16 protein-coding genes and 1 tRNA gene are annotated in these 17,407 nt (G+C 67.1%); 13 read left to right on the top strand and 4 right to left on the bottom strand.

What is annotated here, in order from left to right:
- Window positions 1-9: 9 nt before the first annotated feature.
- The 10 genes from ACOQPQ_RS11140 to ACOQPQ_RS11185 all read left to right on the top strand — a co-directional run bounded on the left by ACOQPQ_RS11140 (window position 10) and on the right by ACOQPQ_RS11185 (window position 9,088).
- Window positions 10-216 (top strand): DUF4244 domain-containing protein, encoded by a 207-nt coding sequence (locus ACOQPQ_RS11140; protein ID WP_420639501.1) that lies wholly within the window; start codon window positions 10-12, stop codon window positions 214-216.
- A 45-nt stretch (window positions 217-261) separates the two neighbouring features.
- A complete protein-coding gene (locus ACOQPQ_RS11145; protein WP_420639502.1) occupies window positions 262-669 on the top strand; it encodes a TadE/TadG family type IV pilus assembly protein in 408 nt (135 codons plus the stop codon).
- 78 nt (window positions 670-747) lie between these two features.
- The gene (locus tag ACOQPQ_RS11150) at window positions 748-1,110 is read left to right on the top strand and encodes an STAS domain-containing protein (protein WP_420639503.1); all 363 of its coding nucleotides are present in this window, start codon (window positions 748-750) and stop codon (window positions 1,108-1,110) included.
- Window positions 1,110-1,580: an ATP-binding protein gene (locus ACOQPQ_RS11155; RefSeq protein WP_420639504.1), complete on the top strand. Its 471-nt coding sequence runs from the start codon at window positions 1,110-1,112 to the stop codon at window positions 1,578-1,580. The genes ACOQPQ_RS11150 and ACOQPQ_RS11155 overlap by 1 nt, the downstream gene beginning before the upstream one ends.
- A 70-nt stretch (window positions 1,581-1,650) precedes the next feature.
- Window positions 1,651-2,988, top strand: a complete 1,338-nt coding sequence (nhaA, locus tag ACOQPQ_RS11160) for a Na+/H+ antiporter NhaA (protein ID WP_420639505.1) — start codon at window positions 1,651-1,653, stop codon at window positions 2,986-2,988.
- Window positions 2,989-3,111: 123 nt separating this feature from the next.
- Window positions 3,112-5,865, top strand: coding sequence for a type I DNA topoisomerase (topA, locus tag ACOQPQ_RS11165; protein ID WP_420639506.1), 2,754 nt, complete (start codon window positions 3,112-3,114; stop codon window positions 5,863-5,865).
- Window positions 5,866-5,932: 67 nt separating this feature from the next.
- Window positions 5,933-7,303, top strand: coding sequence for an MFS transporter (locus ACOQPQ_RS11170; RefSeq protein ID WP_420639507.1), 1,371 nt, complete (start codon window positions 5,933-5,935; stop codon window positions 7,301-7,303).
- Between the two features lie 34 nt (window positions 7,304-7,337).
- Window positions 7,338-7,940 carry a dTMP kinase gene (gene tmk / locus ACOQPQ_RS11175; RefSeq protein ID WP_420639508.1) on the top strand — a complete coding sequence of 201 codons (603 nt, stop codon included), beginning with the start codon at window positions 7,338-7,340 and terminating at the stop codon, window positions 7,938-7,940.
- Between the two features lie 28 nt (window positions 7,941-7,968).
- Window positions 7,969-9,003, top strand: coding sequence for a hypothetical protein (locus ACOQPQ_RS11180; RefSeq protein WP_420639509.1), 1,035 nt, complete (start codon window positions 7,969-7,971; stop codon window positions 9,001-9,003).
- Between the two features lie 12 nt (window positions 9,004-9,015).
- A tRNA-Thr gene (locus ACOQPQ_RS11185) sits at window positions 9,016-9,088 on the top strand.
- 55 nt (window positions 9,089-9,143) lie between these two features.
- On the opposite strand, the gene ACOQPQ_RS11190 is transcribed toward ACOQPQ_RS11185, so the two are convergent.
- Together ACOQPQ_RS11190 and ACOQPQ_RS11195 are read right to left on the bottom strand one after the other, a co-directional pair.
- Entirely contained in the window at window positions 9,144-9,902 is a 759-nt protein-coding gene (locus ACOQPQ_RS11190; protein ID WP_420639510.1) for a GntR family transcriptional regulator, read from the bottom strand.
- Window positions 9,903-9,950: 48 nt separating this feature from the next.
- On the bottom strand, window positions 9,951-10,910 hold the full coding sequence (locus ACOQPQ_RS11195; protein WP_420639511.1) for a nucleoside hydrolase: 960 nt from the start codon (window positions 10,908-10,910) through the stop codon (window positions 9,951-9,953).
- A gap of 227 nt (window positions 10,911-11,137) precedes the next feature.
- Here ACOQPQ_RS11195 and mtnK point away from each other — a divergent pair, with 227 nt between their 5' ends.
- The 3 genes from mtnK to ACOQPQ_RS11210 all read left to right on the top strand — a co-directional run bounded on the left by mtnK (window position 11,138) and on the right by ACOQPQ_RS11210 (window position 14,504).
- Window positions 11,138-12,376, top strand: a complete 1,239-nt coding sequence (gene mtnK / locus ACOQPQ_RS11200; RefSeq protein ID WP_420639512.1) for an S-methyl-5-thioribose kinase — start codon at window positions 11,138-11,140, stop codon at window positions 12,374-12,376.
- On the top strand, window positions 12,373-13,473 hold the full coding sequence (mtnA, locus tag ACOQPQ_RS11205) for an S-methyl-5-thioribose-1-phosphate isomerase (protein ID WP_420639513.1): 1,101 nt from the start codon (window positions 12,373-12,375) through the stop codon (window positions 13,471-13,473). The genes mtnK and mtnA overlap by 4 nt, the downstream gene beginning before the upstream one ends.
- Window positions 13,474-13,577: 104 nt before the next feature.
- On the top strand, window positions 13,578-14,504 hold the full coding sequence (locus ACOQPQ_RS11210; RefSeq protein WP_420639514.1) for an amidohydrolase family protein: 927 nt from the start codon (window positions 13,578-13,580) through the stop codon (window positions 14,502-14,504).
- Window positions 14,505-14,548: 44 nt separating this feature from the next.
- Here the strand turns inward: ACOQPQ_RS11210 and ACOQPQ_RS11215 are convergent, their stop codons facing one another.
- Together ACOQPQ_RS11215 and ACOQPQ_RS11220 are read right to left on the bottom strand one after the other, a co-directional pair.
- The gene (locus tag ACOQPQ_RS11215; RefSeq protein ID WP_420639515.1) at window positions 14,549-16,192 is read right to left on the bottom strand and encodes a hypothetical protein; all 1,644 of its coding nucleotides are present in this window, start codon (window positions 16,190-16,192) and stop codon (window positions 14,549-14,551) included.
- A 10-nt stretch (window positions 16,193-16,202) separates the two neighbouring features.
- Entirely contained in the window at window positions 16,203-17,225 is a 1,023-nt protein-coding gene (locus ACOQPQ_RS11220; protein WP_420639516.1) for a D-2-hydroxyacid dehydrogenase, read from the bottom strand.
- Between the last annotated feature and the right edge of the window lie 182 nt (window positions 17,226-17,407).

Consider the following 17,407-nt stretch of genomic DNA (forward strand, 5'->3'; position numbering starts at 1 on the left):
GAGCATCCCATGATGTTGATTCTCTTGCTGACCGCCATCAACCGGTGGACGGCCCGATGGCGGTCCGAACGAGGCCAAGCCACCGCGGAGTACGCCCTCATCCTGGTGGGGGCCGCCGCGGTGGCCATGCTGTTGGTGACCTGGGTGGCCAAGACCAACCGCATCTCCAACCTGCTCGACACCGTGTTCCGCCACATCACCGGCCTCGTCAGTTGATCGGTCGCCGCCTTCGGGCGGTGGGTGGCCAACACCCGTGGAAGATTGAGCAACCGAGGCGACCCGATCCCGGCCACCACCGGGCGGTACCCGTCCGACCGGGGCCAGGCGGCGGTGGAGACGGCGCTGGTGCTGCCGTTGCTCCTGGCCGTGGCGCTGGTCTTGGTGCAGGTGGGCCTCTTGGTTCGAGATCACGTGTTGGTGGTCCACGCCACCCGGGAGGCCGCCCGGGCTGCTGCTGTGCAGCCGACCACCGACGCCGCCATGGCCGCCGCCCGAGCCGCTGCCGATCTGGATGCAGCCCGGCTTCAGGTGGACACCGCCGGGGGACGCACCACCGGCAGCCTCCTGCGGGTGACGGTGCGCTATCGGCCCGAGCCCGCCGTGCCCCTGTTGGGGCGGCTGTTCTCCTCGGTGACCATCGAGGAGTCCCTCACGGTGCGGGTGGAATAGCCAACGGCGTTCCTGGCTGCGCCGCCCGGCAATCGGCATTTTCGGCAACCGAGCGACCGCCCACTAGTCTCGGCATTTGTGGATTTCAGTGTCACCGTTACCTCACACGGTCGCTGGGAAATTCTCAGGGTGGGTGGCGAGATCGACATGGCCACGGCGCCCCGCTTCCGCCAACGACTGCGGGCCGTGATCGATACCGGAGCCCACCATGTGGTGATCGATCTCTCCGAGGTTGACTTCATCGATTCCACCGGCTTGGGGGTGCTGCTGGGCGCGGTCAAGCGGGTGCGAGGGGAGGGAGGCGACATTCGGCTGGTGACCACCGGCACCCGGCTCACCGGCCTCATCGAGATCACCCGACTGGATCGCATGCTGGACGTCTTCGACACGGTTGCCGCCGCGGTGGCCGATCCTGGCGATGCCGGGGAACCGGAGCGGTGATGGACAACCCCATCTGCTTCGACATCGAGATTCCCGCCCGCCCGGAGTATCTGTCGCTGGTCCGCTCCCTGGTGGTGGAGGCCGCCGAACTGGACACCTCCCTCAGCCAAGAGCGGGTGGAGGACTTCAAGGTGGCCGTGTCGGAGGCCACCACCAACGCCATCGAGGCCCACGCCCGGGCGTGCCGCGACGAGTCCATCCAGATTCGCTGCACGCTCACCGACAGCCGCCTGGAATGCCACATTTCCGACCGCGGGTTCGGGTTCTACCCCGACCAGGTGCAGGTGCTTCCCGAGCCCGACGATCCCAGCCGCTTGAACTTCGACCGGGGCTTGGGCATCTATCTCATGCGGGTCCTGTCCGACGAGGTCGACATCCAAACCGGCCCCGAGGGCACCAAGGTGTCGTTGGCCATCCGGCTGTCGTCCGGCAACGCTCCATCCTCCCCTGCTCCCCCCGAACGACCCTGACAAGTTTCGTGCCGCCGACTCCGGGCTGTGACTGCGAAAGCCCGGCCCGGAAACACTACGTTCATCGCCGATGGCCGACGGGAACCCGCTCAGCGACCTGACTTTCCTGGGCAGCAGCAATCGTCTGGCCCGCTTCATCGGCCGTCCCATCCATCGGTTCGCCGCCGTGGAGGCCGCCGGTGGCCTGTTGATGCTGATCGCCACGGTGGCCGCCCTGGTGTGGGTCAACTCCCCCTGGCAGGACTCCTACCATCACTTCTGGGACACCCACGTGGCCTTCTCGGTGGGCGATTACCACTTCGATCAGGAGCTGTACCACATCGTCCAGGACGGCCTCATGGCGGTCTTCTTCTTCGTGGTCGGCCTGGAGATCAAACGAGAACTGGTCAGCGGCCAGCTCCGGGATCCCCGGTTCGCCGCCCTGCCCGCCGCCTGCGCCCTCGGCGGGATGGTGGTGCCCGCCTTGATCTACTTCGCCTTCAACGCCGGCGGTCCGGGCCAGGACGGCTGGGGCATCCCCATGGCCACCGACATCGCCTTCGCCGTCGGCGTGCTCTCGCTGCTCGGCGACCGGATTCCCCGGAAGATGAAGCTGTTCCTCCTGACCCTGGCCATCGTCGACGACATCGGGGCCATTTTGGTCATCGCCATCTTCTACGCGGGCGACCTGTCGGGCAACTGGCTGGTGACCTCGGCCGTCTTGTGGGGGGCGATCTTTCTGCTGCGGCGGCTGCGGGTGTGGTACCTGCCGGTGTACCTGGTGCTGGGGGTGGCCTTCTGGTTGGCCGTGTTGGAGTCGGGTGTCCACGCCACCATCGCCGGGGTGATCCTGGGCTTCACCACCCCGGCCAAACCGCTGCAGTCCGATGCCGAGGCCTGCCGGTGGGCCCAGTGGCTGCAGGACAAAGAGCAGATTCTTCTGGTGGACGTGCGTCGGGTGGGCTTTCACATCCGGGAGTCGCAACCGGTCAGTCAGCGGATCGAGGAGATGCTCCACCCCATCACCAGCTACATCATCATCCCCGTGTTCGCCCTCTCGGCCGCGGGCGTGGAGCTGTCCGGGGAGATCATCTCCGATGCGGTGTCCTCCCCGGTGACGCTGGGGGTGGCCATTGGGCTGGTGGCGGGCAAGACCGTGGGCATCTCCCTGTTCTCCTGGATCGCCGCCCGGCTGGGTCTGGTCACCATCCCGTCCTCCATGGCCGGCATGCACATGGTGGGGGTGGCCATGGTGGCGGGCATCGGCTTCACCGTGTCGCTGTTCATCTCCGGGTTGGCCTTCGACGATCAGGTGATCGGCGACGAGGCCAAGATCGGCATCCTGTTCGGCTCCCTGGTGGCCGCCGTGGCCGGTCTGGCCATCCTGTCCCGCACCGAACGACCCCCATTCGCCTCGGATAAGACCTGATCCGCCGGCGGCCTTCCGGGCCCTGGGTGCCGGTCGATCCCGGCGCGGTCCGACGGGGAAGCCGCCGAAAGAGTCTCGTAACTGCTTGACAACCGTGCCTAGGTTGCCCCTACGTTTCTTCCCGTGCCCAACGCCCTGGTCATCGTCGAATCCCCGGCCAAAGCCAAGACCATCGCGGGCTACCTGGGCCGCGGCTACACGGTGGAGTCCTCCATCGGACACATCCGCGACCTGCCCAGCAACGCCTCCGAGGTGCCCAAGGCCTATCGGGGGGAGTCGTGGTCCCGCCTGGGCATCGACGTGGACAACGACTTCAAACCCCTGTACGTGGTGCCGTCCGCCAAGAAGGCCCAGATCACCAAGCTGAAGCAGCTCCTCAAGGACGCCGACGAGCTGTACCTCGCCACCGACGAAGACCGGGAGGGCGAGGCCATCGCCTGGCACCTGCTGGAGGTGCTGTCGCCCAAGGCCGGTGTGAGCGTCAAGCGGATGGTGTTCCACGAGATCACCGAGTCGGCCATCCGGGCGGCCATCGAAGCCCCCCGGGATCTGGACCGGCGCCTGGTGGACGCCCAGGAGGCCCGCCGGCTGCTGGACCGGCTGTACGGCTACGAGGTGTCGCCCGTGCTGTGGAAGAAGGTGCTCCCCCGCCTGTCGGCCGGGAGGGTGCAGAGCGTGGCCACCCGCATCGTGGTGGAGCGGGAGCGGGAGCGGATGGCGTTCGTGGCCGTCGACTACTGGGGCTTGAGCGCCGAGTTTCGGGTGACGGGCAAGCTGGAGCCGGGCGACCCGCCGGTGTTCGACGCCTCACTGTCCGCGGTGGACGGCGCCCGGGTGGCCACCGGCAAGGACTTCTCCCGCGAGGGCCAACTGCGCATCGCCGATGCCGTCCACCTCGACGAAGCCGCCGCCCGCGCCCTGGCCCAGGGGTTGGCCGACACCGAATTCGCGGTGCGGTCCATCGAGGTCAAACCCTACCGTCGCCGCCCCCCGGCGCCGTTCATGACCTCCACCTTCCAGCAGGAAGCCGGCCGCAAGCTCCGCCTGTCGTCGGCCATGGCCATGCGGGCCGCCCAGGCCCTGTACGAAAAGGGATACATCACCTACATGCGAACCGACAGCACCACGCTGTCGGACACCGCCCTGCAGGCGGCCCGGGCCACCGTATCCGAGCGCTTCGGGGCCTCGTGTTTGCCCGACCAGCCCCGCCGATACGCCAAGAAGGTCAAGAACGCCCAGGAGGCCCACGAGGCCATCCGTCCCTCGGGCGACCGGTTCCGGGCTCCGGCCGAGGTGCAGTCCGAGGTGCCCACGCTGGAGGGTCAGGTGTACGAGCTGATCTGGCAGCGCACGGTGGCCTCGCAGATGACCGACACGGTGGGTGAGACCGTACACGTGGATCTCGGTGGTACCGCCGCCGACGGCCGGGATGTGGTGTTCTCCGCCGCCGGGACGGTGATCACCCACGAGGGATTCCGCCGGGTGTACACCGAGGGCGCCGAGGACGGCAGCGAGGAATCCAACGTGGGCAAGCGCATGCCCGCCCTCGAAGTGGACGACCCGTTGGCCGTCGAGCAGTTGGAACCCTCCGGCCACACCACCCAACCCCCCGCCCGCTACACCGAGGCCTCCTTGGTGCGACGGCTGGAGGAGCTGGGGGTGGGACGACCGTCCACCTACGCCGCCATCATGAACACCATTGTCGACCGGGGCTACGTGTGGAAGAAGGGGGCCGCTCTGGTGCCGTCGTTCACCGCCTTTTCGGTGGTGACCCTGCTGGAGCAGCACTTTCCCAATCTGGTGGACTACGCCTTCACCGCCCGCATGGAGGACGACCTCGACGGCATTGCCTCAGGCGACCGGGAGGCCATCCCCTGGTTGAGCCGCTTCTACTTCGGTCCCGACAACGGGGAATCCGATGACGAGTCGGCCCACGGCGTGGCCAAGTACGGCCTGCGCACCGCGGTGTCCGATCGGTTGGGGGAAATCGACGCCCGAGCGGTCAACTCCATCCCCATCGGTGTGGACGAGAACGGCCAACCGGTGGTGGTACGGGTCGGGCGCTACGGACCCTACGTGCAGTGCGGCGACGACCGGGCCGGCCTTCCCGACGACCTGCCCCCCGACGAGGTGACCCTGGAGCGGGCCCTGGCCCTCATCGCTGCCCCGGCCGACGACCGCACCCTCGGCACCGATCCCGAGTCCGGTCTGGCGGTGGTGGTGCGCAACGGCCGGTTCGGACCGTACGTCCAGGTGGGCGCCGATCCGGCCGACGGTGAGGAGAAGCCCAAGCGGGCGTCCTTGTTGACCGGCATGCAGCCGGAGACCATCACCCTTGAGGAGGCCCTGCAGGTGCTGTCGCTGCCCCGGGTGGTGGGCGCCGACCCGGCCGACGGGGTCGACATCGTGGTGCAAAACGGCCGCTACGGACCGTACGTGAGCAAGGGCAAGGAAAGCCGGAGCCTCGATTCCGAGGAGCTGTTGTTCACCGTCACCTTGGAACAGTGCCTGGAGCTGTTGGCCCAGCCCCGTCGTCGACGGGGGCAAACGGCCAAGCCTCCCCTCCGGGAGTTGGGACTCGACCCGGTCACCGACAAGCCCATGGTGGTCAAGGACGGCCGCTACGGGCCCTATGTGACCGACGGCGAGGTGAACGCCTCGCTCAGCAAGACCGACTCGGTGGAGGCGCTGACCGTGGAGCGGGCCTCGGAGTTGCTCGTTATCCGCCGGGAGAAAGTGGCCGCCGGGGGTGGCAAGCCCAAGGCCCGCCGCAAGCCCCCTGCCAAGAAGACCACGGCGAAGAAGTCTCCCGCCAAGAAGACCACGGCCAAGAAGAGGGCCCCGGCGGGCGCCGGGGCGGCCAAGAAGACGCCGTAGCGTCGCTGTTGATCCCTGCCCGCCGCCAGACACACCACTAGCCTGAGCGAGGTGGAGGCGGCTCGGCATGGCGTTTGACGAGTCCAACGCCACGACGCCTCCGTGGATGGACCGGGTCTTCGGAAGCGCCCAGTACTTCCGGTTGTGGCTGGCCCAGATTCTGTCCTCCGGGGGTGATTGGCTGGCCCTGTTCGCCATTCTCATCACCGCCGACCGGGTGGGGGGCGGCACCCCGGAGGCCTCGGTGGCCTACGTGATGATCGCCCGTTTCCTCCCCGGGCTGCTGGTGGGTTCGGCGGCGGGCGTGCTGGTGGACCGTTGGGATCGCAAGCGGACCATGATCGTCTGCGACCTGGGACGGGCGGCCACCCTGCTGTGGCTGCCGTTCGTGGACTTCGTGTGGCAGTTGGTGGTGGCCTCGCTCATCCTCGAGGGGTTCGCCCTTTTGTGGGCCCCGGCCAAGGAGTCCTCGGTACCCAACCTCGTGCCCCGAGAGCGCCTGACCGGGGTCAACTCGCTGTCGCTGCTGGCCGCCTACGGAACGTTCCCGGTGGCCGCGGCCGTGTCCATCGGCCTGGCCGGGTTGGCCACGGTGATCCGCCGGTTCGAGGCGGTGGACTTCCTGCGCATCGACGCCGAGTCGATGGCCTTCTACATCGACGCCGCCACCTTCGGGGCCTCCGCCTTCATCATTTCCCGGCTCGCCCTGCCCCGAGGCCCCAAAGCCACCGGATCGTCGGCCACCGAGGACGCCCGGGCCTGGTCGCCGGGGCAGGTCTTCAGCGACCTGCGGGACGGGTGGAGCTATATCTTCTGGAACCCAACCGTGCGCACGGTGAACGTGGCCCTGGCCGTGGGGCTCATCGGCGGGGGCATGATCGTGCCGCTGGGGCCAGTTTTTGCCGAGGATGTGCTCGGCGTCGATCCCGGCGACGGGTTCCGGGTCTTCATGGTGGCGTTGGGCATCGGGGTGGCCATCGGCGTGGCCGGCCTCACCGTTCGGCAGCATCGACTGCACAAAGAGCAGGTGTTCCTGGTGGCGGTGTTCGGTGCGGGGGCGTGCCTGTTCGTGGCCACGTCCATGTGGACCCTGGTGGGATCGGCCCTGCTCGTGGGGGGCCTCGGGGTGTGCGCGGGCACCGTGTACGTGCTGGGCATCACCTTGTTGCAGGAGAGCGCCACCGAGGACTTGCGGGCCCGCGTCTTTGCCGGGCTCTTCACCCTGGTTCGCTCCTCGGTGATGCTGGCCTTGCTGGTCGGTCCGGCCTTGGCCCTGTTTCTCAACGGGCTGTCCGACAAGTTCTTCGACAAGGATGTGAACATCCTCGGCTTCGACGTGATCATCCCCGGTGTGCGCCTCACCCTGTGGCTGGCCGCGCTCATCATGGTGGCCGCCGGAATGCTGACCCTGGCGTCCATGCGCCGATCCAAATCGTGACCGGTCGGTTGATCGCTCTGGAGGGGGTGGGGAAGTGTCCGGTCGGTTGATCGCTCTGGAGGGGGGTGAGGCCGTGGGCAAGAGCACCCAGGCCCGCCTGTTGGCCGAGCGCCTCGGGGCCCGTCTGTCGTTCGAGCCCGGTGCCACCGATCTCGGGGCCCGCATCCGTTCCCTGGTGCTCGACCGGTCGGCCCCGTCGCCCGCGGATCGGACCGAGGCCCTGCTCATGGCCGCCGATCGGGCCCAGCACGTGGCCGAGGTGATCCGCCCCGCCCTGGACGCGGGGATTCACGTGGTCACCGACCGATTCATCGGGTCGTCGCTGTGCTATCAGGGCTTTGGCCGGGGCTTGGGGGTCGATGAGGTGCTGGCGCTGTCGCTGTTCGCCACCGGGGGCCTGCGCAGCGACGTGAACGTGTTGGTGGAGGTGTCCGACGAGGTGGCCCGCGGCCGCCGGATGTCGCCGGGTGATCGGATCGAAGCCGAGGACGCCGCCTTCCACCGGCGGGTGACCGAGGGGTATCGCACCCTGGCCGAGGAGGATCCGGCCCACTGGGTGATCGTCAACGGGGAAGGCTCCGTTGAGGAGGTGGCCGAAGCGGTGTTCGCCGCCGTTCGGGAGCGCCTCGGTGTCTGACGGGTCACCCTCGGCGGGGGTCGCAACGGTGGACGACGTATGGGTCGGGTTGGAGGGCCAGCCCGAGGCCGCCGAGATCCTGGTGGCAGCCGCCGCCCAGCCGGTACACGCCTACCTGTTCTGCGGACCGCGGGGCACCGGCAAGCGGGCCGCCGCCTTGGCCTTTGCCGCCGCCCTGATCGGGGTGGACGACCGGAGCCGCCGCCTGGCGTCCACCGGTCACCATACTGATGTCTCCGTCCTGGAGCCCGAGGGTCGCACCCTGCGGGTGACCGAGGCCGACGAGATCATCTTCGAGGCCTCCCGCAGTCCGGTGGAGGGCCCTCGCAAGGTGATCATCTGCGACCGGTTCCACACCGCCGAGCCCGAGGCGGTGGCCGGCCTGCTCAAGACCATCGAGGAGCCGCCCCCCACCGCGGTGATCGTGCTGTTGAGCGAGGAAATCCCTCCCGGTCACACCACTGTGGCCTCCCGCTGCGTGGTGGTGCGGTTCCACCCGGTTCCCGACGACACCCTCCGCCGCCTCCTTGCCGCCGACGGGGTCGACCCCGACGCCCTGGACGACATCGTGGCCGCCGCCGCGGGAGACATCGGCCGGGCCCGTCTGTTGGCCGCCGACCAGGGCCTGGGTGCCCGCCGCCGCGCGTGGGCCGCGGCCCCCGGCCGACTGGACGGCACCGGGGCCACCGTGGCCGTGCTGGTCGACGAGCTGCGGTCGCTGATCGACGAGGCCCAGTCGCCGCTGGCGGCTCGCCAGGGCGCCGAGGCCGACGATCTGGCCCGCATCGAAGCGGGTGCCGGACCCCAAAACCGGGTGCGCCGGGAGATGGACGTCCGCCACCGCCGGGAACAGCGGCTATTGCGGGCCGACGAACTGCGCTTCGGGCTCGCCACCCTGGCCGACTGCTACCGCCGACGCCTGACCGACGGGCGTCACGCAAAAGAGGCCGTGGCCGCCGTCGACCGCATCCGCGACGCCCACGCCGCCCTGGTCCGCAACCCCAACGAGACCCTGCTCCTACAGGCCCTTTTCCTCTCTCTGCCCCAGTTGCCCGGCTGGTAACCTGACCCCGGCGCCCGGGTAGCTCAGTCGGCAGAGCGATTCACTCGTAATGAATAGGTCAGGGGTTCGATTCCCCTCCCGGGCTCTCGCCGCTCCGGCCATGGCGACATCGGGGCCGTCGCCGGCGTCCTCCGCCCCTGTCATCGGCAGTGCGGGATCGTAGTCGTGGCCTGTCTCACCAGGGAGAATCTGAAGTGGCCCTCGATGAAGAACGTTGATGATTCCATGACGGCGTTGTCCTTGTCATCGCGGTGGGTCTGGTCGAGGCGGAGGAACGCGGCAGTCGGGTCCGCTCCCCAGGCGGTGCCGGCTCCGGTCTCGACGTGCAGTTCGGTGTGTGCGGTCAGGACAGTGATGTCGAACTCCCTGAGGAGTGCGAACATCGAACCCCTGACTTGGCGAATGTCGAAAGTGTTGCCCAGCAGGCTTCTCGGAATCGCGTCGTAGGAGTAGGCGAAGACCTCGTCATCGACGAGGAGGGCTCGTTCGGTTGCGAGGACTTTGTCCTCGATGGCAAGGCCGAGTCGGGCGGTCTCCCTTTCGGTTGCAGACCGGATTGCGACCGAACGGAACTCCATGGTCGGTTCGAGTCCGTGCCGCTTGATCGTCTCCGAGAGCGACTCGAGCCTGCGTAGGTCGGCGCTTACGTCAGCTGCGGCAGCGGCGAGCACGTAGGTTCCGCTTCCCTGCCTCGCGGCGATGAGGCCCTGCCCGTCGAGGACCCGCAGCGCTGTTCGGATCGTGGCCCGCGAGACCTCGTACTGCTCGGAGAGGGCCTGCTCGGTGGGCATTTTCTGCCCTGGTTCCCATTCTCCTGAACTCAGCCGGCCATGCAGGTCGGCTGCGATCCAGTCGGCTCGAGTTCGGAACTTCTCGGGGTCGATCCGCGGGCTATCCACATCCTTGCTTCGCAGTGGTCGGGTTTGGTGTTGCCGGGCGGGCTCAGGCTAGCCGGTGCGGGGCATGGGCCCGGTGAGCTTCTCGAGGAAGACGTCGACAAAGCGGTCGGCATCGACGGCGGTGACGATGTTGACATCGGGGCGTTGATCGAAGCGTCCCCCTGCTCGTCGGTCGTTGAGGCCGAGGCCGCGGAACCCGAGGTCGGAGGGGACGAGGTCGACAGGCCGTTGGGTGGATGATTGGATGAGCGTCGGGTCGAGCAGCACAGCGGCGGCCAGCGGGTCCCACAGAGTGGCGATGCGTCGGTGGACGAAGATCTTCTCGTGGAAGTCCAGGTATTGCTGGAGCATCTTCCAGACGAACTCGGAGTGGGGCTGCTTTGCCTTCTCCAATTCCGGCAGCCTGGTCTCGTCGAGGACGAGGTAGGGCTCCAGGTTCATGCCGATCTGGGTGTAGTTGCCGGGTGTGCGGTACACGATGTCGGAGGCCTCGGGATCGTAATCGACGTTGGGGTCCTCGGTGAGCGATCCCCAGTGCAGGGTCTCGTAGCCCGATCCGCCCATGATCACCACCGACTTGTACCGGGTGAACACCTCGGGATCGGCGGTGGCGGCCAACGCCAGATTGGTGAGTGGGCCGGTGGCCAACAAGTGCAGCTCCCCCGGGGACTCCTGGCTCAACCGCAGGATCTGGTCGGACGCCGATTCCCCGGTGATCGTGCCCTCCGGAGGTGAGTACATGTTGCCGATCCCGTCGGTGCCGTGAACCACCCACCCCGTCCGTAGCGGCTGATTCAAGGGTTCGGTTGCCCCCTCGGCCACCGGCACATCCGGCCGCCCACACAGCTCCAGCACCCGCAATCCGTTCAGGGCGCCCCGCTGTGCATCGATGTTGCCGTGGATGCTGCCCAACGCCTCGATCTCCACGTCGTCGTGAGCCGCCAAGAACATGATGGCCAACGCGTCATCAATTCCCACGTCCATGTCCAGTACCACTCGAGTAGCCATGGTGATCTCCCTCATCATCAGATGGTTGGTTGACAACTTGTCTGACAATTTAGGCAAGAACTCCCTGGGCGGTCAATAGACCTGGCCGTCGACAGCACTACCAAACCACTCTGGCAGCCCAAGTCTGAATCCGAGTTTGGAGAGTGCGGAGTGGTTGACGCTGTGTCGAGTATTGCCCTACAGTCCCAATATGTCTGACAACCTGGCGAAACCAAAGGGTCGCGAGGATGGGGGTTGACTATGGGGTGCTGACCCCGGAGACGGTCGCGGACTACATCGACGGGAATCCGGAATTGGCCGGCTTGGTGGACACGGGTTCCTTGGAAGTCGCCGAGGTGGGTGACGGGAACCTGAACCTGGTGTTCTTGTGCCGCGACCGCAATGGGCGGGGCCTGTGTCTCAAGCAGTCGCTGCCGTACCTGCGATTGGTGGGTGAGGCCTGGCCGCTCAGCCCCGAGCGCATCATCTGCGAAGCCCGGGGACTGCGGGCTGCCGCCCGGGTCGTTCCCGACCTGGTTCCGGAGGTCCACACGCTGGATCGAAGCCGTTTCGTAGTCGTCATGGAGAACCTGGATGGGTGGGACATCTGGCGAGGCCGGCTCAACGAGGGTCACGTACACACCGGTGTGGGGGCCCATCTCGGCCGCTACGTGGCCAACGTGGCGTTCTCCACCTCACTGTTCGCTGTGGGTGCCGAAGAAGCAAAGGTGCAGGTCGCCGCGTCGATCAACCCCGAGCTGTGCAAGATCACCGAGGATCTGGTGCTCACCGAGCCGTACATCGACCACGACAACAACAGCTACCCCGATGCGCTGTCAGCCGAAGTGGCCACCCTCCGCAACGACCGACAGCTCAGGGCCCAAGTCGGCATGTTGAAGCACCAGTTCATGACCCACGCCGAAGCCCTGATCCACGGTGACCTCCACACCGGGTCGGTCATGGTGCGAAACACCGACGGTGCCGGCCAGTGCCGGGTCATCGACCCGGAGTTCTGCTTCTACGGGCCGGTCGGGTTTGACCTCGGCGCCCTCTTTGGCAACTACCTGGCGGCCCGCACCCGAGCCGCCGTCCTCAACCGGCCCCCAGAGTTCCAGAGCTGGGTCTCCGGTCTGGCCGCAGAGACCTGGGACGCATTCGAAACCGAGATGCACCGGCTGTGGCCCTCCCGCCTCGACCCGACCTGGACCGACGAGTTGCTGGGCTCCTGGCTGGCCAAGATCAAGGCCGACAGCATCGGCTACGGCGGTTGCAAGGCCATCCGCCGGATTATCGGCCTCGCCAAAGTCACCGACATCGAAAACCTGCCGGCCCACCTACACTTGCCGGCTTCGACCATCGTCCTGCGGACCGCCCGCCGCTGGATCCTCGAACGGGCCGACACCACCGGTATCGGTCAGCTCGACGTGATCTTCCAGCAGATCGCAGCCGAGGTTCTCGAACAGAACCGCCGACAGGAGAGCACGTGACCGGAGCCGGAGACACGCCCAAGAGGACGATCTGGGTCGACGACGACGGCCGCACCGTGGTCGTGATCGACCAGACGTTGTTGCCCCATGTCTTCGCCACCGAGAAGCTGGCAACTCTCGAAGATGCTGCGGTCGCCATCGAGACGATGGTGGTTCGCGGGGCACCGTTGATCGGGGCCACCGCAGCCTACGGCATGGCGCTCGGGCTGGCGGTTGACCCCTCAGATGAGGCAGTGGAAGGCGCCGTGGTCCGGCTCCTGGCGACCCGCCCGACCGCGGTCAACTTGCAATGGGCCATTCGGGAAATGGAGGACGTTGTTCGCCCTTTGCCCGCCCACGATCGGGCGCAAGCGGCCTACGCCAAGGCCGCCGAAATTGCCGACACCGACGCGGCCATGTGTTCGGCCATCGGCGACCACGGGCTGGAGCTGATCGAGTCGTTGTGGGAGGCGAAGGGCCAACAGGGCCGCATCGACGTCCTCACCCATTGCAACGCCGGCTGGCTGGCCACCGTGGAATGGGGAACGGCAACCGCACCGATCTACAAGGCCGCCGACGCAGGAATCCCCGTACACGTGTGGGTTGACGAAACCAGGCCCCGCAACCAAGGAGCCTCCTTGACCGCCTGGGAACTCGGACAGTGGGGGGTGCCGCACACCCTGATCGTGGACAACGCCGGCGGACACTTGATGCAACACGGGCTGGTCGATCTCTGCATCGTCGGATCCGACCGAACCACTGCCTCCGGCGACGTGGGCAACAAGATCGGCACCTACCTGAAGGCCCTGGCAGCGAAGGACAATGGGATTCCGTTTTACGCCGCCCTTCCGTCGTCCACCATCGATTGGACCATCGAAGACGGGATTGCCGAGATTCCCATCGAGCGTAGAGAGCCGGAAGAAGTCACCCACATCACCGGTCAGGCCCCGGACGGAAGTCTGGTCCAGGTGCGCCTCTCGCCGTCGGACACACCCGCCGCCAACGACGCATTCGACGTCACACCCTCTCGGCTGGTAACCGGCATCATCACGGAACGAGGGGTGGCGCAAGCCGACAAGGAGAGCCTGGCCTCACTGTTCCCGGACAGGACGATCTGAGGTGTGGTATCCGGCGTACGGTGGTTGCCATTGCCGATGACACCGTCGGAGGGGGGATGGCTGCGGTGGCCTATGTTGGGAGCGGTGGGGATCGGGGGGTCTGAATGACGGGATTGGTCGACACGCATGTGCACTTTTGGGAGCACGGGGTCGACGGGTTGAGCTGGCCGTGGCTGGAGAAGGGGTTTCGGAGCACTCGCCATCGGTGGACTGAGGAATCCGACGACCGCGACGGTGGGCTTGCTGCGCCCCGCTACACGGCCGAAGAGTTCCGGGCTGAAGTCCAGGGGGCCGGGGTGGTGGGGGTGGTCCACGCGCAGTCGGCGACCGCAGAACACGACCCGTCGCAGGAGACCGCATGGTTGGACGCCATGACGGAGCGCACGGGCTGGCCGAGTGCGCTCATCGGCCGCGGGCACTTGGCCTCGCCGGATGGCGCGGGGTTGCTGTTGCGACATCGGGAGGCGAGTGGCCGCTGTCGGAGCGTGCGGGACATGAGCGGACCCGATGGGCTCGACCTCAACGCGTGCGCGGCGACGTTGGACGCAGCCGCGGAGCTCGGTTTCTCCGTGGAGTTGCGGACTGGCCCTGCGGAATTCGGAACGTTCGGCGAGTTGGCCGACCTATGGCCTGGGGTGACCTTTGTGCTGAGCCATGCCGGGCTGCCGTTGGAGCGTACGGCTGAGACGCTCCGGGAGTGGCGCGCGGCGGCCACGGAACTGGCGCGGCGTCCGAACTGGGTGTGCAAGATCTCGGCGCTCTGTGGTGGCTCCGATCCGGAATGGACGGTGTCGTCCATTCGTCCTTGGGCCGAGGCGTGCTTCGAGGTGTTCGGGCCGAGACGATGCATGGTGGGGACGAACTGGCCGATCGATCGCCTGTTCGGCACATACGAGGATGTGGTCGGGGCGCTGCGAGCGATCTTCGAGGGTGTGGACGGCGATGATCGCGACCGCTTGTTCTGGGGAACAGCCGCAGAGGTCTATCGCCTAGAGATTGAGGACTTCGGCCCCCCAGACGAGATCGGCTAGGGGTAGGCGGGTCCCCGCTGAGCGAGTACTTCTCTAGGTCGGGGTCAGCGGAGCCGACCGGCGGTCCAAGTGTCGCCGCCGTCGGCGCTGGTGAAGACCCCGGCACTGGTGGCCGCCGCGAGCAGGGCATCGTGACGTTGTCCGAGGTCGTAGACGCTGACACCGTCGATGCCCTCGTCGAGTACGTCCCAGTGGTGGCCGTGGTCGTCGCTTCGCAGCAGTTGGCCACCGGCGCCCACGAAGAGTCGGTTGTCGTGGTCGGCGAACAGGGAGTACATCTTGGCTTCCTGGCCGAGGGGGAGCGGGAGGAGGGCCCACCTGTCGCCGTCGTCGGTGGAGACCGAGATGTAGCAACGCCGGCCTCCGGCGTACACGGCGCCGTCGGAGGTTTGGGTGATGGCGTAGTAGCTCCGGCCGGCGAGCTTCTCGCACCAGGTGTCGCCGTTGTCGTCGGAGGTGAACACGCCTCCGACCTTCTCGCCGTCGATGATGGCGCCGGTGCAGGCGATGAGGCGGCCGGTTTGGGAGCGAACGATGCCGTAGACCTGCCAGTGCGGGGGGCCTTCGGGGTGGGGAGCCCAGACACCGTCCCGGAAGCGGTAGAGGCCCTCGGTGAGGGTGCCGGCCAGGAGGGTCCCCGGTTCGGTTTCGAAGATGCAATAGGCGCGACGTCCGAGGTGACCGACCGGGTTCCAGTCCGGGCCACGGAGCACGCCGTCGTCTCCGCCGGCCAAGATGGTGCCGTCGTGGCTCTCGGTCAAGGCGAAGACGACCGAGCCGCCGCCGACGTTGGTGAAGGTGTCGCCGTCATCGGTGGAGGCGAGGACGCCGGTCTTGGTACCGGCGTAGATGGTGTTGCCGGTGAAGTGAACGGACCAGGCTTCGTCCGGGGTGAGGCCGGGATCGACTTGGCGCCAGGTTTCTTCACGGCCGACCCAAAGGTGGGCGTAGCTGCCGACAGCGAGGGTGCCGTTGGCGAGTTCATGGATGGCGAACATGCGGTGGCCGGCGATGTCGGCGGCATACGGCTGCCAGGTCTGGCCATCGTCGGTTGAGCGGGAGAGGCCCTGCCCGGTGCCGGCGAGGATGCTGCCGTCGGCCAGGGTGAGAAGGCAGTGGACGTAGACGTCATCGAGTCCGCTGTTGGATTGCCTCCAGGTTGTGCCGTCGTCGTCAGAGCGGAGGATGCCGTGGCCACGGGTTCCCGCGAGCAGGGCACCGGATCGGGTCTCCGCGAAGCTGTAGACGATGGATCCATCGGCGCCGAGCGGCGCCCAGGTGTCGTCGTCGGTGAACCAGATGCCCTGTTGGTCGGTACCGGCAAGGCGACGGCCTCCGCAGAGCGAGAAGAGCCTGAAGGTGGTGATGTCGGGGGGTGTGTCGGCGCCGGCTGGGAGGTTCGCGTACCGGGGCGTCGAGTCGATCTGTTCCCAAGTGAGGCCGTCGTCGTAGGAATGCCACAGGCCGCCAGAGGTGGCGGCGCTGAGATGGGTGCCGTGGTCGGAGAAGGTGTTCACCGAGACATGGTCGAGGCCGTCGACGGGCTTCCAGGTTTCGCCGCCGTCCAGTGAGCGCGAGATGCCGCGTACGCATGTGCCGACGAGGAGGGCTCCGGAGTTTGTTTCCACGAAGGTGAAGAACTTGGGTGGGCCCCCGGAGAGGCCGTCGTTGTGCAGCGACGCGGCCACAGAATTCAGGCTACTCTTTTCTTGTCAGGGGTTCCAAGAGGTCGTTGTCGATTTCGTAGAGCAGGGGTTGTTGCTCCAGATATGCGGCCAGGTTGTCGAAGAAGAGTTCGATGACGCGCTGGGGACTGCCGTGGCTGGCTCCGGAGTTGTGCGGGGTGATCAACACATTGGGCATATCCCACAGCGGGTCGTCATCGGACGGTGGTTCAGTGGCGAACACGTCGAGGCCCGCACCGCCGAGGTGGCCTCGCTGGAGGGCAGCGGTGAGGGCGGGCTGGTCGACGAGGGCGCCGCGAGCCACATTGACGAACAGCGCCCCAGGTGGCATGCCGTCGATGACGTCGGCGGAGATGATGCCCCGGGTGTCGTCGTTGATCGGGAGTGCGGCAACGAGGATGTCGTGAGAGGCGGCCACATCAGCCAGTTCGGTGATCGGGCGGGCGGGGCAGGGTTCGTCACCGCGTACGGTTCGGCGAATGATGGTCGGCTCCATGTTGTAGGCGAGCGCCAGGTGGACGATGCGTTGCCCGACGGGGCCGTATCCCAAGACTGCGATCGTCCGATCCTCCAGTTCTCGCCACCGGCGCCAACTGAAGTCACGTGTCCGGTAGCGGTCGACGGCGTTGCGGAGGTCGCGGCCGAGGCCGTGGAGGAACATGAACACGGTCTCGGCCATGGCATTGGCAGATGCACCCGCCGAACGGGTGATACGTACACGACGAGACTTGAGGGTGTCGAAGATGTCACCGTCGATGCCCGCAGACATGACGTGAAACCAGTCCAGGCCGGAGGCCTGATAGAGCGAGTTCACGAAGGCTCGGGCTCGATCGGGCCACACGTCACGAGACATGAAGGCGATCGTGGCTTCGGTGATGGCTTCGGGGGTCGCATCGTCGGGCCCGAGTAGGACAACGGAGAGACCGGGGGCGAGATCGCCCAGGCGGTCGTGGTGATCACCGTAGAAGGTATCGGTGCAGAACAGGGTGTGGCCGGTGCCGTCTGCAGCGATGTTCGGCGGGGTGGCGTTGGCCATGATGCTCCTGGTGCAGCGACCTCGACGGCGTGGCCGACGGCGGGGTTGAGGCTCATCCGGCGATGCGGTTGGGTGACATTGTGAAGGACTGGCACCAGCGGTACCAGCCGCCGTACTATTCAGTGTACTGATAGTGGGCGATAAGGCCCACGGGGAGCCCTGATGGTACTCGACGATGCAAT

Origin of the sequence: Candidatus Poriferisocius sp., assembly GCF_965219775.1 — a bacterium.
In the GTDB taxonomy this organism is placed as follows: Bacteria; Actinomycetota; Acidimicrobiia; order Acidimicrobiales; family Bin134; genus Poriferisocius.

Coding starts and splice junctions, on each gene's coding strand:
- ACOQPQ_RS11155 (WP_420639504.1), top strand. CDS start 1,110: ATGGACAACCCCATCTGCTTCGACATCGAGATTCCCGCCCGCCCGGAG.
- ACOQPQ_RS11220 (WP_420639516.1), bottom strand. CDS start 17,225: ATGGCCAACGCCACCCCGCCGAACATCGCTGCAGACGGCACCGGCCAC.
- nhaA (WP_420639505.1), top strand. CDS start 1,651: ATGGCCGACGGGAACCCGCTCAGCGACCTGACTTTCCTGGGCAGCAGC.
- ACOQPQ_RS11195 (WP_420639511.1), bottom strand. CDS start 10,910: ATGGCTACTCGAGTGGTACTGGACATGGACGTGGGAATTGATGACGCG.
- ACOQPQ_RS11170 (WP_420639507.1), top strand. CDS start 5,933: ATGGCGTTTGACGAGTCCAACGCCACGACGCCTCCGTGGATGGACCGG.
- ACOQPQ_RS11210 (WP_420639514.1), top strand. CDS start 13,578: ATGACGGGATTGGTCGACACGCATGTGCACTTTTGGGAGCACGGGGTC.
- mtnK (WP_420639512.1), top strand. CDS start 11,138: ATGGGGGTTGACTATGGGGTGCTGACCCCGGAGACGGTCGCGGACTAC.
- ACOQPQ_RS11140 (WP_420639501.1), top strand. CDS start 10: ATGATGTTGATTCTCTTGCTGACCGCCATCAACCGGTGGACGGCCCGA.